A 14393-nucleotide genomic window follows, 5' to 3' on the forward strand; every position below is an offset into this window, starting at 1 on the left:
AGGCGCCGCAATGGATCCCGTCTCCGAACGTCTGCGCGCCCGCCACCCCCAGAAGATCGACCTGTCGCTGGACCGGATGCGGACCCTGTGCGCGGTGCTGGGCAATCCGCAGGACCGTTTGCCGCCCGTGATCCATGTGGCCGGGACCAACGGCAAGGGATCGACCATCGCCTTCATCCGCGCCATGGCCGAGGCGGCTGGACTGAAGGTCCATGTCTATACCTCGCCGCATCTGGTTCGGTTCAACGAGCGGATCCGGCTGGCGGGAGAGCTGATCTCCGACGCGGGGTTGTCTGCGATCCTCGACCGGATCGAGGCGGTGAAGGGCGTCGAGGCGACCGTGTTCGAGAGCACCACGGCCGCCGCCTTCGTCGCCATGGCCGAGACGCCCGCCGACCTGTGCATCGTCGAGGTCGGGCTGGGCGGGTCGCTGGATGCGACCAACGTCATCGAGCGGCCGCTGCTGAGCGTCATCGCGCCGGTCGATCTGGACCACGCCGAGTTCCTGGGCACGCGGATCGAGGATATTGCCGGGGAGAAGGCGGGCATCCTGAAGGCCGGGGCGCGCGGGATCGTGGCGCGCCAGTCAGAGGCGGCGATGGCGGTCATCGAGGCGAAAGCCGCCGCTGCGCCGGCGCCGCTGACGGTCATGGGGGTGGATTTCGACGCCTGGGACGAGCGCGGCGGGATGGCGTTCCAGGATCAGGAACGGTTCTTCGACCTGCCGGCGCCTGCGCTGAAGGGTCCACACCAGATCGCCAATGCGGGGCTGGCCGTGGCCGTGGCGCTGGAGCTGGACCTGCCGGCGGAGGCGATCGCGCGCGGGGTCGCCGGGGCGACCTGGCCGGCGCGGATGCAGCGGATATCCGCCGGACCCTATGGCGAGATGGCGCGGGCGGCGGAGGCGGAGCTGTGGCTGGACGGGGGGCATAATCCGCACGCCGGGCGCGCCCTGGCCGAGGCCCTGGCGGAGCGGCAGCGGAAGGCCCCGCGGCCCCTGGCCCTGATCGTCGGCATGCTGGCCAACAAGGATCACGGCGGGTTTTTCGAGGCGCTGAAGGGGTCGGAGGCGCATGTCTTCACCGTCGGCTTCGAGGGCACGGCGGCCGACCCGGCGGCGCTCGCGGCCGTGGCGCGCGGGCATGGGTTGGGGGCGCAGAGCTCGTCGTCAGTCGAGGCGGCGCTGAGCCGGGCGCTCAGGCTCGGGGCCGGGCGGGTGGTGATCTGCGGGTCGCTGTATCTGGCCGGCGAGGTGCTGGGGGCCTCAGAGGAGACCTGGCCAAGGTAATCCCTTCTCCCCACGGGGGAGAAGGTGGCCCGAAGGGCCAGATGAGGGGGCTGGCGCCGCCTTCGTCGCTTTCAAGGTTGAGGGGCGGACAGAGCCCCCTCATCCGACTTCGCTTCGCTCAGCCACCTTCTCCCCCGAGGGGAGAAGGGTTCATTTTGAGCGCAAGCCGGTGATGGTGCGGTTGGGGGCGATGTCCTCGGCCGAGGTGATCAGATGCACCAGAGCCGGGCGGTCCTTCGCGGCGTCGCGGGCGGCCTGGAGGGCGGCGGGAAAGTCGGCGGTGGTCTCGCAGCGGACGGCGAAGGCCCCGAAGGCCTCGGCGTATTTGACGAAGTCGGGGTTCTTTAGGTCGGTGGCCATGACCCGGCGCGGGTAGTGGCCCTCCTGGTGCATGCGGATGGTGCCGAGAGTGCCGTTGTCGACGACGATGACGACGACGTTGATCCCGTACTGGGCGGCTGTGGCCATCTCCTGGCCCGTCATCAGGAACTCGCCGTCACCGGCGACGCAGATGACCTCGCGCTCGGGATGCAGGGATTTGGCGGCGATGGCGGCCGGATAGCCGTAGCCCATGGCGCCCGAGGTCGGGCCCAGCTGGGTGCGGCAGGCGCGGTGGCGGTAGAAGCGGTGCAGCCAGGCGGCGAAATTGCCGGCGCCGTTGGTGACCACGGCGCTCGGCGGCAGGACCTCGCCGAGGTGGGCCATGCACTCGCTCATGTTAACCGCACCGGTGACCGGCACGGGGGTGGAGAAGGCCTGGTAGTGGTCGTGGGCGGCCCTGGCGCTGTCGTGCCAGGTGCGGCCGGGCTCGAGCGTGGCGAGGGCGTGGGCGGCCAGGGCGTTGTCGGCTGCGGCGCTGAGCAGGGGCGTCCAGACCCGGCCGAGCTCTTCCGGCGAAGGGTGGATGTGGACCAGCTTGTGAGCGGTCTCGTCGCGGGTGAACAGGGTGTAGCCCTGGGTCGGATTCTCGCCGAGCCGGGCGCCGAGCGCGATCAGAAGGTCGGCGTCGCGGGCGCGTTTCATCAGCTCGGGATTGCACCCGAGACCGAGGTCGCCGGCGTAGTTGGACCGGTCGTTGGAGAGGATGTCCTTGCGCCGGAACGACAGGGCGACGGGCAGGCCCAGCCGTTCGGACCAGTCGCCGATGGCGGCGGCGGCCTCCTCGGTCCAGCCGGAGCCGCCGAGGACCAGCAGAGGACGTTCGGCCTTCGCCAGACGGTCGCCGATCTCGGCGAGGACGGCGGGGTCGAGGCCGCCCCTGGCCGGGGTCACCGCGCGGATCGGGGCCGGGCCGCCGGGTTCGTGCAGGATGTCTTCGGGCAGGGCGATGACGACGGGGCCCATCCGGCCCTGCTGGGCCGTGGCGAAGGCGCGTTCGACGATCTCGACGGTGCGGTCCGGGCTCTCCAACTCGGTGGCCCATTTGGCCAGGCCGCCGAAGACCTCGCGGTAGTCGACCTCCTGGAAGGCCCCCCGGCCGCGGTCGGTCAGGGCGATCTGGCCGACGAACAGGATCATCGGGGTCGAGTCCTGATGCGCGGTGTGCACGCCGATTGAGGCGTGGGTCGCGCCGGGACCGCGCGTAACCATGCAGACGCCGGGCTTTCCGGTCATCTTGCCATAGGCCTCGGCCATGTTGGCGGCACCCGCCTCGTGGCGGCAGGTGATGACCTCGATTTCCGGGTGGTCGACCAGGGCGTCGAGGACGGCGAGGTAGCTTTCGCCCGGCACGCAGAAGACGCGGGTCACGCCGTTGACGGCAAGGGTCTCGACAAGACGGCGGGCGGCGGTTCCGGCGGGCTGGCTCATGAGGAACGCCCTAGCAGATCGTCATCGGGCTTGACCATGCAACCCGCGACCGGACCGCCGCGACCCGGTGGGCTTCTTGCTGTTGAGGCCGCGGTGACATCAAAGCGTCGTCGCTGGCCGGGCAATCTGCGCGGCGGCATCAACGGAGAGCGATCATGGGTCTTTTCGACACGGTTCTGAGCGGCTTGGGCGATCAGGCGGCAGGCGGCCTGGGCGACCTGCTCAAGAGCCAGGGCGGCGTAGCGGGTCTGGCCGAAAAATTCGGCGGCGCCGGGATGGCGGAAACGGTCCAGTCCTGGATCGGCACGGGTGGAAACATCAACGTCTCGCCCGAACAGATTCGCCAGGTGCTGGGTTCGGGACCGATCGCCGATTTTGCATCCAGGCTGGGCATCTCGCCCGAGCAGGCGTCAGAAACCCTGGCGGGCCTGCTGCCCGAAGCCGTCGATCGGCTGACGCCTAACGGTCAGGTCGCCGACGCGGACGGGCTGATGGATCAACTGCCGGGCGGTCTGGGTGACATGCTGGGCGGACTGCTGAAGCGCTGATCGCGCCATGGTTCAGCGTCGGCCGGCGAGGTCGCGACCGGGGCTGAGGACGCCAGGAACCAGAGAGCCTCCCGTCCGAACCGAACGCAGAAGCCCGCCGCCACCGGGCGGGCTTTTTCATGGGCGGTGGTCGATCCCGGGCTGGACCGAAAGCCTTCGAACCGGTTAGGTGAACGACGTTCTCATCAGATGCGGAATTCCAATGCTCAATCGCCTTCTGGCTGCGGCCGCCGTGGTCGCCGTCGCATCGGCCTCGTTCGCCGGCCCCGCATCCGCACAGGACGCCGATCCGCTCAAGGAGGCGACGGCGCAGATCATCGCCCGCTTTGACGCCGCGCTGCGGGCCTGCGGCGTGACGCCTCCCTACGTCCCCGGCGTCGTGGTGGACTCCACTCCGAGCCTAGTGTCCTTCTACATCGACGATCGGTCCGTGCATCAGTCGCGCTGGTCCGAGATGCCGGCGGAAATTCAAGGCATGTTGGGCGGCTGGGCGGCGGCCGGGACCCTGGGGCTGTCACCGGAAGGACAGTTCGCGGAGATCTTCAACAGCCTGCTGGTCCCGCATGAGCTTGGACATTTCGTGGCGTCGTTCGACGGCCGGTGGGAGCGGGACGACAACTGGACCAACGAGGTCCTGGCCAATCGCATCGCCATCGCCTTCTGGGCCCAGGATACGGCGGGCGGCGCGCCGATCGCCGACCGGGTCGAGAATTTCAACGTCTTCCTCAGCCAGTTGCCCAACCCGGTTCCGGAAGGCGAGGATCCCCACGCCTATTTCGAAAGCCACTATGAGGCCCTGTCGAACGACGCGGCCGCCTATGGCTGGTACCAGGGCGCCTTCATGCGCACGGCCTGGGCCGGGCGTGAGGAGGCGACCTTCTGCGACCTGGTGAAGCCCGACGCGACCTGAGCGTCAGCAGGCGAAGTCGCAATAGATGCGGTCGACAGATGCGGTCGACGTCGCCCTTCCACTCGCCGTGATACAGGTCGAGCATCCGCTCGGCCGGGGTCACGCCGGTGTCGGCGATGTCTCGCCGACGAGCGAACGATAGGCGGCCTTGGCCTGGGCGCGGGCGGTCTCGTCGTCGAGCATGCGGCGGGAATGGCTGTAGGCGAGGATGATGCCTTTCAGCTGGAAGGCCATGGTGCGCGCGCTCTCCTCGTCGATCCCCGGCCGCAGGGCCTGAAATTCGCGCTGCAGGGTCTTCGCCCAGAGAAGCTGGCCGGCCTTGAGCTTGTCGCGCAGCGGGCCGGGCTGGTCGTCCAGTTCGATGGCGGTCGCGGTCAGCGGGCATCCGCCTCTGACCGACTCCCCGTCGGTCCAGGCCAGATCGCGCTCGAAGATCTCATCCAGCCGCGCGCGACCGGGCTCCAGTGGCTTTGCCGGCGCCCAGATGGCGGCGGTGAAGCGGGCGATCATGGATTCGATGAGAGCGTCCTGCAGCGCCTCCATCGACTGGAAATGTTTGAGGACGCCGCTCTTCGACAGACCCAACGCGGTTGCGAGATCGCCCAGGCTGACGCCCGCCATGCCCCGGACGCTGACCTGATTCATGGCCTCGTCCAGAATCCGCGCGCGGGTGTCCTCGCCCTTGCTCACAAAAAGCCTCTTGACCAAAAGTAACCGAGCGTGCACTTATCGGTAACCGACCGGTCACTTTTGCATGGGCCGGTCGGTTTTGGAAGCCCTTCTGGAGGAAGCGCCATGCTTCTCGTCACCCTTGCCGCCGCCGTCGTCTCCATGGGACAGCCGGCACCCGCCGCAGGCACCACCGCCACCCTGATCGAGCCCCGCGAGATTGTCCTGACCCTGGATGGCCATCGCTGGAGCTGCGAGGCGACCGGCCAATGCATTGGGCGCGGGGGCGGAGCCGGCCAGCCGCTGATGCGCGAATGCCGCCGCTTCGTCGTTCGCGTTGGAGCGGTGTCCGCCTATGCGCGCGACGGTCTGGCCCTGACCGAGGCCGAGGTCGCCCAATGCAACACCGCCGTGCGTCCATGAGCACCGAAGCCAATCGCGCGACCCTGGTCGCCATCCACGACGGTCTGTCCCGGAGCGACAGCCGCGCCTTCCTGGACGCCATGGCCGAGGACTTCAGCTGGATCATGATCGGCACCACCGACTGGTCCGGCGCCTATCGCGGCAAGGCGACGGTCCGGAAGGAGTTGCTCCGTCCCCTGATGAAGCGATTCAAGTCCTACCGGAATGCACCAGAACGGATCATCGTCGACGGCGACTGGGCGGCAGTCCAGTGCCGGGGCGACGCGGAGACCGTGGACGGCAAGCGCTATGACAATACCTATTGCTGGGTCTATCGATTCCGCGATGGGCTGATCGTGGAGCTGACCGAATACATGGACACCCAGCTGGTCATTGAGGCCCTGGGCCCGTTCGAGCGCGCTGGAGCTCAGTAGGCGAAGTCGCGATAGATGCGGTCGACGTCGCCCTTCCACTCGCCGTGGTAGAGGTCGAGCATCCGCTCGGCCGGGGTCACGCCGGTGTCGGCGATGTCTTCCAGCTCGGACAGATAGCCGCGCTCGTCGACCATGCCGCCGGACATGCGGGCCCGGTTCTTGAGGCCCTGACGGGCGATGGCGACCATGTCGACGGCGATGTCGCGCACGGACCGGCCGGCGACCTCGGTGCGCAGACCCAGCCGGGTCACGTCGCGACGCAGCCGCTCGTGGTCCTCGATGTCCCAGTCCTTGCAGAGGTCCCAGGCGGAGGCCAGCGACGGCGCATCGTAGAAGATGCCGGTCCACAAGGCGGGCAGGGCGCAGATCCGGCTCCACGGACCGCCGTCCGAGCCGCGCATCTCCAGGTACTGTTTCAGGCGGACTTCCGGAAACAGGGTGGTCAGGTGGTCGGCCCAGTCCTTCAGCGTCGGCCGCTCGCCGGGCAGGGCCGGCAGTTTCCCGTCCAGGAAGTCGCGGAACGACTGGCCCGAGGCGTCGATGTAGCGGTCGCCGCGCTTGGCGAAATACATCGGCACGTCGAGGGCGTAGTTCGCATAGGTCTCGAAGCCGAAGCCGTCCTGGAAGACGAAGTTGAGCATCCCGGTGCGGTCCGGATCGGTGTCGGTCCAGACGTTGGCGCGGGCGGACAGGAAGCCGTTGGGCCTGCCTTCCGTAAACGGACTGCAGGCGAACAGGGCGGTGCCGATGGGCTGGAGCGCCAGCGAGGTGCGGAACTTCGCGACCATGTCGGCCTCGGAGTCGAAATCGAGATTGGCCTGGATGGTGCAGGTGCGCAGCATCATGTCGAGGCCCAGATTGCCCTTCTTCGGCATATAGGCGCGCATGATGTCGTAGCGGCCCTTGGGCATGACGGGCACGTCCTCGCGCCGCCATTTTGGGTCGAAGCCGGCGCCGAGGAAGCCGAGATTCAGCTCGTCGGCGACCATCTTCACCTCCATCAGGTGCTGGCCGGTCTCGGAACAGATGTCGTGGATGGTCTGGAGAGGGGCGCCGGACAGTTCGAACTGGCCACCGGGCTCCAGCGAGATGGAGGCGGTGAACCCCTCGTCGTTCTTGCGTTCGAGGGCGATGACATGGCCGGCCTCCTCGACGGGAGACCAGCCGAAACGCTGCAGGCCGGTCAGCATGGCGAGGATGCCGTTGGGGCCTTCATAGGTCGGGCGGCGCAGGGTCGACTTGTCGAAGCCGAACTTCTCGTGCTCGGCCCCCACGCGCCACTCGGACTTCGGCTTCATGCCTTTGGACATGACCCCGACCAGGTCGTCGAAAGTGAGCGGCGCGGTGTCGGTCATGAGAGCCCCAGCGGGCGACTGGCCCGTTGCGGCTAGATGGTGGAGATTGTCGCAGGTCTCAAGGGGGGCGAGGGCATGGGACGCGAGGCGTTCGTGGAGGCGGCCTATGCCGGACGATCCGGAAAGGCAAAGGCGCTGCTGGAGGCGGAGGGGATCATCCTGCGCCGTCCGCTGGGGCTGACGATCGCACGCGGTTCGATCCGGGGCCTGACCGTCGACGGCGGCGACCTGGTCGGACAGGCGGATCAGGGGCCGTTCCGGCTGGGTCTGGGGGCCGGCGAGGCGCTGAAATGGAAGGCGATGCTGGAGAAGCCGCTGCCGACCCTGGCCGGGAAGATGGGCCTGTCGCCGGAGCTGGCGGTGTGGACCTTCGGGACGCTGGACGGACCAGAACTGGCGATCGCCCTGGCCGGAGTCGTCGAGGTCGCGCCCGATCAGGCCGTTCTGGGCGTCGCGCGCGTGACCGGCCCGGAGGCGATGGAGGCGGTCGCCGACCTTGCGCCGTCCCCGGTCTGGATCATCCACGACAAGGGCAAGGCGGCCGGGTTCGGGGATACGGCGGTGCGTCATGCGATGCGGGCGGCCGGCTGGATTGACAGCAAGGCCTGCGCCGTCTCCGCGACCTTGTCCGCCACCCGATACGGCCGCCGCCGCTGAACCTCGGCCTGCCGAAACGCGCCGTGAACGACCGTGACGAAATCCGATCCTGATTCCGCCGGACGGCCTCAGTCGTGGTGGTGGTGGTGGTGGCGGGCCGGGAGGAAGCGGGTCATCAGGGTGACGAAGAAGGCCACGGACCAGCCCAGCAAGAGGGACCCGTTGATGCCCTCGATCGCGCCCAGGAGCTTCCATTGCGGGGCCATGGCGGCGTCAGAGAACCCGATCGCGCCATAGGCGATGGTCGAGAAATAGATGGCTTCGCGCATCGGCTCGACCGCCCCGATTCCTCGAAACAGGACGGCATAGAGCCAGATCTCGACGCCGTGCAGGATCAGCAGGCCCAGGGCGGCCAGAACGGCCACGATGGCGCCTTCCATCGAGACCGGGCTGGCCCGTGACTGGCCGGTGGCGCGCTCGCGCCATTCCATCAGCCGGCCGAGCAGCAGAAGGCCGGCCCCGTGAAGGATCACGGTCAGCAGCACCATTCCGGTCGCGATCGCCAGCTCCGCGAGCATCGCCCTAGCGCTCCCAGTCGCCGACGGCGGCCTGCCACAGGGTCATGGCGGCGATGGCGGCGGTGTCGGCCCGCAGGATGCGCGGCCCAAGGGAGACGGCAGTGGTGAAGGGCAGGGCGCGCAGGCGGTCGCGCTCCTCGGGCGAGAAGCCGCCTTCAGGGCCGATCAGGATGGCCCAGGGGCCGGGCTCGACGACCGCGCCGATCACCGGGGCACCACCGGTCTCGTCGCAGAACATCAGCCGGCGAGAGGCGTCCCAGCCGTCGAGGATGGCGGCGAGCTTCAGGGGATCGTCGACGGTCGGCACGTCGAGGCGACCCGTCTGTTCGGCGGCCTCGATGGCGATGGCGTCGAGGCGGTCGAGGCGGACGTGTTCGACATTGGTGCGCTGGGTCACGGTCAGCCGGACCCGTCGGGCGCCCAGTTCGGCCGCCTTCTCGACGATGGTCTCGACCCGCGATTTCTTGACCACGGCGACGATCAGGTCGAGGTCGGGGCCGAGGGTCTGGGGCCGGACCTGTTCCTCGGCGCGGAGGACGACGCCCTTCTTGAGCACCTCGGCAATGGTCGCGCGCCACTCGCCGTCACGGCCGTTGAAGATCAGCAGGTCATCGCCGAGCTTCAGCCGCATGACCTGGGTCAGGTAGCGGGACTGGTCGAGCGTCGGTGCGACGCCGACGCCGGGGGACAGGTCGGGGGTGACGTGGAGGCGGATCATTCTGATGACCCTAGCCGCCCGGCGGCGTGTCCGGAAGTTTGACGCCGAAGGTTCGTGCGACGACCGGGAAGATGGCGTCGGCCTCGTCTTCGGTGGTTCCGAACGGCCCGCGCAGGTCGAGCCAGTACTCACGGAACTCCGCACCATTGCTGTTCGCCAGCACGGTCAGGGCGGCCTTGATGCGGGTCTGGGTTTCGCGGGTCAGTTCCGCGAAGGGACCTGCGATGTCGGCCTTGAGGGCGCGGGCGACATCCCTGGGGTTCAGCGGATCGACAGGCCCGAGGCGGGCCAGGGTCGCCTCATTGTTCGCCTGGCCGATCCAGGCGTCGAACAGGCTGTCGAGCAGTTCCGAACGGGCCCGGGCCTCGCGTTCCGCCAGTCTCTGAGGGGCCGTCTTGCGCATGGGGCGGTCTTACATCAGTCGGGTGCCTTGTCATCCCCGACGGAGCGAAGCGGAGATCGGGGACGGCAAGGCGGCGGGTTTCCGGGGGGTATCAGGGTCGGCATCGCCCGCAACCTCGACCGTCTTCTCTTCGCGGGCCTCGATCAGATGCTCCGTTGACGGGGCGATGAAGGACTGCATTTCCAGAAACGCCCCGCCCATGCCGCCCGCGCCGGAGCTGCGCCGGCTGTTCCGCATCGATCGGACAGCCCAGGGCATGACCAGAAAGAAGCCGGCCAGCAGCCCCGCCGTCACGATCCATTCCCACATGCGCCCGTCCTCGTCCGTCAGAGGACCGCAGATGGCTACAGCGAGCGCGCGATCAAGACCTTCATGATCTCGTTGGTGCCGCCGTAGATGCGCTGGACGCGGGCGTCCTTGTAGAGCTGGGCGATCGGGTATTCGTTCATATAGCCGTAGCCGCCGTGCAGCTGGAGCATCTCGTCCAGGACCTCGCCCTGGATGTCCGTGACCCAGTATTTGGCCATGGAGGCGGTCACGGCGTCGAGCTGGCCCTTGAGGTGCAGGCCGATGCAGTGGTCGACGAAGACCCGGGCCACGGTCAGCTTGGTCTTGACCTCGGCCAGTTTGAACTGGGTGTTCTGGAACTCCAGGATCGACTTGCCGAAGGCCTTGCGCTGTTTGACATAGGCCAGGGTTTCCTGGAGCCCGCGCTCGGCTGCGGCGATGCCCTGGACCGCGATGTTCAGCCGCTCCTGGGGCAGCTGCTGCATCAGCTGGATGAAGCCCATGCCCTCGACGCCGCCGATGATGTTGTCGCCCGGAACCTGGACGTCGTTGAAGAAGAGCTCGGAGGTGTCATTGCCCTCCATGCCGATCTTGTGGAGGTTGCGGCCGCGCTCGAAGCCGTCCGCGCCGTCGGTCTCGACCACGATCAGGGACGTGCCCTTCGAGCCCTGCGCCGGATCGGTCTTGGCGACGACGATGATGAAGTTGGCCAGCTGGCCGTTGGTGATGAAGGTCTTCGACCCGTTCACCACATAGCCGTTGCCCGACTTGATCGCCGTGGTCTTGATGCCCTGCAGGTCCGAGCCGGCCCCCGGTTCGGTCATGGCGATGGCCCCGACCAGTTCGCCGCTCAGCAGACGCGGGAGCCAGCGCTTCTTCTGCTCCTCGGTGCCGTAGTGCCAGATGTAGGGGGCGACGATGGCATTGTGCAGCGAGATGCCGAAATGGTCCGCGCCCTTCCAGCCGAGCTGACGCATCAGCACAACCTCGTGGCGGTAGTCGCCGCCCATGCCGCCGTCTTCCTCGGGCATCGACAGGCCCAGCAGGCCCGCCTCGCCGGCGTCGTTCCACAGCTGGCGCGGGACGCTGGAGTTGGCGATCCACGACTGGACGGCCTCCGGCGGCGCGTGCTCGTCGATCCATTTGCCGACGCTGTCCGAGAACATGACGATGTCCTCTTCCAGCATGAAGTCGGGGGAGGGGGTGTCGATGACGTTCATGGCGTTTCCTGTCTCCTCCCCGTCGCCGAAGGGCGATGGGGAGGTGGCTCGGCGCGCTCAGCGCCGAGACGGAGGGGGCGAGGCGGTGTCGAAGGTGAGGGCGGGCTTGCTCAAACTCTGGTGATGGGGAAGGAGCGCTCGTCGGCAAGACCGAGTCGCCCCCTCCGTCTCATCGCTGACCGCGATGAGCCACCTCCCCATTCGCCTTCGCGAACAGGGAGGAGAGGGTATTGTTAGAACGCCTCGGCCGGCATCTGCATCAGGACCTCGGCGCCGGTCTTCAGCTTGACCAGGTGCGGGGCGGCGTCGGGCAGGATGCGTTCGACGAAGTAGCGGCCGGTCTGCATCTTGGTGACGTAGAAGGGATCGGTCGAACCGGCGTCGATCTGGGCCTGGGCGGCCTTGGCCATCTGGGCCCAGAGGTAGGCGAGGGCCGTCAGGCCGAACAGGTGCAGATAGTCGGTCGAGGCGCCGGCGGCGTTGTCCGGGTTGGCCATGCCGTTCTGCATCAGCCACATGGTGCCTTCCTGCAGCTTCTTCTTGGCGTCGGCCAGGCCGTCGACGAAGGGCTTCACCGGACCCTCGCCGCCGTTGTCCGCGACGAAGGCGTCGATGTCGGCGAACCAGCTCATGATCGCGCGGCCGCCCTGCGAAGGCAGTTTGCGGCCCACCAGATCCAGCGCCTGGATGCCGTTGGTGCCTTCGTAGATCATGGTGATGCGGGCATCGCGCAGATACTGGCTGGCCTGGAAATGCTCGGTATAGCCCGAGCCGCCGTGGACCTGCATGCCGAGCGAGGCGACGTGGAAGCCCTTGTCGGTCAGATAGGCTTTCAGGACCGGCGTCAGCAGACCCATATAGTCCTTGGCCTTCTGGGCCGTGGCCTCGTCGGCGGACTTCTCGAGGTCGGCCTGGAGCGCGGTCCACAGGATGAAGGCCTGGCCGCCTTCGACGAAGGCCTTGGCCTCCAGCAGCATGCGGCGGACGTCGGGGTGGACCATGATGGAATCGGCGGGGCCGTCCGGGTTCTTCGGTCCGGTCAGGCTGCGGCCCTGGATACGGTCGTGGGCGAACTGGACGGCGGCCTGATAGGCGGCGGCACCGATGGCCAGGCCCTGCAGGCCGGTGCCCAAACGGGCTTCGTTCATGACCACGAACATGTTGTTCATGCCCCGGCCTTCCTCGCCGATCAGCCAGCCCGTGGCGTCGTCGTAGGACATGACGCAGGTCGCGTTGCCGTGGATGCCCATCTTGTGTTCGAGGCCGGCGCACTGGACGCCGTTCCGTTCACCCAGCGAGCCGTCGTCGTTGACCATGACCTTGGGCACGAGGAACAGGGACAGGCCCTTGATGCCGGCCGGGGCGCCTTCGACGCGGGCCAGGACGGTGTGGATGATGTTGTCGGCGAAGTCGTGCTCGCCGGCGGAGATCCAGATCTTCTGGCCGGTGATCTTGTAGGTGCCGTCGCCCTGGGGGACGGCCTTGGTGCGCACCATGCCGAGGTCGGTGCCGCACTGGGGCTCGGTCAGGTTCATGGTCCCGCCCCACTCGCCGGTGGCCATCTTCGGCAGGTATTTGGCCTTCAGCTCATCCGAGGCGTTGGCGTGGATGCCGGCGTAGGCGCCCGCGGTCAGGCCGGGATACATGGAGAAGGCGGCCGAGGCGCCGGCGGTGAACTGGCCGAAGGCCATGCCGACGACGGCGGGCATGCCCTGTCCGCCATAGGCCGGGTCCGCTGACAGGGCGGGCCAACCGGCTGCGACCATGGCCTGGTAGGCTTCTTTCCAGCCCTTGGGACCGGTGACGACGCCGTTGTCCCAGTGGCAGCCTTCCTTGTCGCCCGAGTGGTTGATCGGAGCGATCACTTCCTCGGCGAACTTCGCGCCCTCCTCGAGGATCTGGCCGACCAGGTCCGAGGAGATGTCCTCGAAGCCCGGCTGGTTGGTGTAGCGGTCGATCTCCAGAACTTCGTTCAGGATGAAGGTCAGGTCGCGGACGGGCGCCTTGTAGGCCATGGGGTCAGGCTCTCAGCTTGAACGGATGATGGGCGTGGTGGTCGAGGTGCTGTCGCAGCACCGAGGCATATTCCTCGGCGCCGGGCAGAAGGTCGGGACGCTGTTCGGACAGGCGGGATTCCATCGCCGCGCAGGCCTCTTCGGCCATCTCGATGGCGGCGTTGAGGTCCTCGCGCTGCTGTTTCAGGGCCTCGATCTGGGCGCGGTGGCGCGCCAGGGCGATGGCCATCTGATGGGTGTTGCCGTCGTTCCGGTCGTAGAGGTCCAGCATCTCCTGGATCTCGGTCAGGGTGAAGCCGATGCGGCGTCCCCGCAGGATCAGTTTCAGCCGGGCGCGGTCGCGGGCGTCATAGACACGGGTCTGGCCCTTGCGCGCCGGGGTCAGAAGGCCCTTGTCCTCATAGAAGCGCAGCGCGCGCGCGGTCGCGCCGAACTCCCGGCAGAGCTGTCGGATCGAATAGGTGCGATGATCGTCGGCGGTCGCCATGACGACTGACATAGCTCAAACTTGACGCGGACGTAAAGGGAAGCTTTCCGGATCAATGGCGCGCAAACACGTCAACAAGGGCGCTGCGCCCGACAAGCGCGATTTGCCGCAGAAGACGTGCGTCTCCTGCGGCAGGCCGTTCGTGTGGCGGGCGAAGTGGGCCCGCGACTGGGATCAGGTGAAGTTCTGTTCCGACCGCTGTCGGCGCGCGGGCGTCAGCGACGGCCGAGCAGGACCGGGATCGTGATTGCCAGCAGGGCGAGGTTGGTCAGGGCCAGGCCGATGTCGAAGCTGAAGGCGTGGACCGCCAGCATGACGACTTCCAGCGCGATCAGGCCTGCGGCCGAGATCAGAAGGGGCCAGCGGCCGAGCTTCCACGACATCAGCGGAGCCAGCATGCCGAGCGCCAGGACGACCTCGACGATTCCGACGCCGCGCACGAGGTTCTCGCTGACCAGGGCCGGCCAGTTCATCAGGGCGACCAGATTGTCGAGCGGTTCGGTCAGCTTGGCGTAGCCGGCGGCGAAGAAGAACATCGCGGCCCAGCCCTGGAGGGTCCAGAGGGCGAGGTTGCGGTAGCCGGCCACGGCGCGGGCGCGGGCGGCGGAGATCGGGGCGCGGGTCGCCGGGGTGAAGGTCGTTGACATTGGTGTTTTCGTTTCGTCGGGGAGG

At 67.9% G+C, this 14393-nt stretch carries 18 protein-coding genes; 7 read left to right on the plus strand and 11 right to left on the minus strand.

Annotated elements, in window-relative coordinates:
- Positions 1-10: 10 nt before the first annotated feature.
- Positions 11-1288 (plus strand): bifunctional folylpolyglutamate synthase/dihydrofolate synthase, encoded by a 1278-nt coding sequence (locus tag Q0044_RS11920; protein ID WP_298162488.1) that lies wholly within the window; start codon positions 11-13, stop codon positions 1286-1288.
- Between the two features lie 150 nt (positions 1289-1438).
- Here Q0044_RS11920 and Q0044_RS11925 read toward each other — a convergent pair whose 3' ends face one another.
- Positions 1439-3097 carry a thiamine pyrophosphate-dependent enzyme gene (locus Q0044_RS11925; RefSeq protein WP_298162490.1) on the minus strand — a complete coding sequence of 553 codons (1659 nt, stop codon included), beginning with the start codon at positions 3095-3097 and terminating at the stop codon, positions 1439-1441.
- 155 nt (positions 3098-3252) lie between these two features.
- On the opposite strand from Q0044_RS11925, the gene Q0044_RS11930 reads away from it, so the two are divergent.
- Both Q0044_RS11930 and Q0044_RS11935 read left to right on the plus strand, forming a co-directional pair.
- Positions 3253-3645 (plus strand): YidB family protein, encoded by a 393-nt coding sequence (locus Q0044_RS11930; protein WP_298162494.1) that lies wholly within the window; start codon positions 3253-3255, stop codon positions 3643-3645.
- A gap of 202 nt (positions 3646-3847) precedes the next feature.
- Positions 3848-4555 carry a hypothetical protein gene (locus tag Q0044_RS11935; protein WP_298162496.1) on the plus strand — a complete coding sequence of 236 codons (708 nt, stop codon included), beginning with the start codon at positions 3848-3850 and terminating at the stop codon, positions 4553-4555.
- A gap of 99 nt (positions 4556-4654) precedes the next feature.
- Here the strand turns inward: Q0044_RS11935 and Q0044_RS11940 are convergent, their stop codons facing one another.
- Positions 4655-5245: a TetR/AcrR family transcriptional regulator gene (locus Q0044_RS11940; RefSeq protein ID WP_298162499.1), complete on the minus strand. Its 591-nt coding sequence runs from the start codon at positions 5243-5245 to the stop codon at positions 4655-4657.
- Between the two features lie 105 nt (positions 5246-5350).
- Here Q0044_RS11940 and Q0044_RS11945 point away from each other — a divergent pair, with 105 nt between their 5' ends.
- A complete protein-coding gene (locus Q0044_RS11945; RefSeq protein WP_298162502.1) occupies positions 5351-5647 on the plus strand; it encodes a CC_3452 family protein in 297 nt (98 codons plus the stop codon).
- Positions 5644-6060: a nuclear transport factor 2 family protein gene (locus Q0044_RS11950; RefSeq protein ID WP_298162503.1), complete on the plus strand. Its 417-nt coding sequence runs from the start codon at positions 5644-5646 to the stop codon at positions 6058-6060. Before Q0044_RS11945 ends, Q0044_RS11950 begins: the two co-directional genes overlap by 4 nt.
- On the opposite strand, the gene Q0044_RS11955 is transcribed toward Q0044_RS11950, so the two are convergent.
- The gene (locus tag Q0044_RS11955) at positions 6054-7415 is read right to left on the minus strand and encodes a glutamate--cysteine ligase (protein ID WP_298162505.1); all 1362 of its coding nucleotides are present in this window, start codon (positions 7413-7415) and stop codon (positions 6054-6056) included. The genes Q0044_RS11950 and Q0044_RS11955 overlap by 7 nt on opposite strands.
- 36 nt (positions 7416-7451) lie before the next feature.
- Here Q0044_RS11955 and Q0044_RS11960 point away from each other — a divergent pair, with 36 nt between their 5' ends.
- Positions 7452-8072, plus strand: coding sequence for a hypothetical protein (locus Q0044_RS11960; RefSeq protein ID WP_298162507.1), 621 nt, complete (start codon positions 7452-7454; stop codon positions 8070-8072).
- A gap of 68 nt (positions 8073-8140) precedes the next feature.
- On the opposite strand, the gene Q0044_RS11965 is transcribed toward Q0044_RS11960, so the two are convergent.
- From Q0044_RS11965 to Q0044_RS11995, 7 genes are all read right to left on the minus strand, one after another.
- The gene (locus tag Q0044_RS11965; RefSeq protein WP_298162508.1) at positions 8141-8590 is read right to left on the minus strand and encodes an ion channel; all 450 of its coding nucleotides are present in this window, start codon (positions 8588-8590) and stop codon (positions 8141-8143) included.
- 4 nt (positions 8591-8594) lie between these two features.
- Positions 8595-9308: a 16S rRNA (uracil(1498)-N(3))-methyltransferase gene (locus tag Q0044_RS11970; RefSeq protein ID WP_298162509.1), complete on the minus strand. Its 714-nt coding sequence runs from the start codon at positions 9306-9308 to the stop codon at positions 8595-8597.
- Positions 9309-9318: 10 nt separating this feature from the next.
- Entirely contained in the window at positions 9319-9711 is a 393-nt protein-coding gene (locus Q0044_RS11975) for a hypothetical protein (RefSeq protein WP_298162511.1), read from the minus strand.
- Positions 9712-9741: 30 nt separating this feature from the next.
- A complete protein-coding gene (locus tag Q0044_RS11980; protein ID WP_298162513.1) occupies positions 9742-10020 on the minus strand; it encodes a hypothetical protein in 279 nt (92 codons plus the stop codon).
- A gap of 35 nt (positions 10021-10055) precedes the next feature.
- Positions 10056-11219, minus strand: a complete 1164-nt coding sequence (locus Q0044_RS11985; RefSeq protein WP_298162514.1) for an acyl-CoA dehydrogenase family protein — start codon at positions 11217-11219, stop codon at positions 10056-10058.
- Between the two features lie 233 nt (positions 11220-11452).
- On the minus strand, positions 11453-13234 hold the full coding sequence (locus Q0044_RS11990; protein ID WP_298162515.1) for an acyl-CoA dehydrogenase C-terminal domain-containing protein: 1782 nt from the start codon (positions 13232-13234) through the stop codon (positions 11453-11455).
- Positions 13235-13238: 4 nt separating this feature from the next.
- The gene (locus Q0044_RS11995) at positions 13239-13721 is read right to left on the minus strand and encodes a MerR family transcriptional regulator (protein ID WP_298162766.1); all 483 of its coding nucleotides are present in this window, start codon (positions 13719-13721) and stop codon (positions 13239-13241) included.
- A 55-nt stretch (positions 13722-13776) separates the two neighbouring features.
- Here Q0044_RS11995 and Q0044_RS12000 point away from each other — a divergent pair, with 55 nt between their 5' ends.
- Positions 13777-13968 carry a DUF2256 domain-containing protein gene (locus Q0044_RS12000; protein WP_298162517.1) on the plus strand — a complete coding sequence of 64 codons (192 nt, stop codon included), beginning with the start codon at positions 13777-13779 and terminating at the stop codon, positions 13966-13968.
- Here the strand turns inward: Q0044_RS12000 and Q0044_RS12005 are convergent.
- Positions 13937-14368, minus strand: coding sequence for a DoxX family protein (locus Q0044_RS12005; protein ID WP_298162518.1), 432 nt, complete (start codon positions 14366-14368; stop codon positions 13937-13939). The genes Q0044_RS12000 and Q0044_RS12005 overlap by 32 nt on opposite strands.
- Between the last annotated feature and the right edge of the window lie 25 nt (positions 14369-14393).

The sequence above is a fragment of the Brevundimonas sp. genome (assembly GCF_027484365.1).
GTDB lineage: Bacteria > Pseudomonadota > Alphaproteobacteria > Caulobacterales > Caulobacteraceae > Brevundimonas.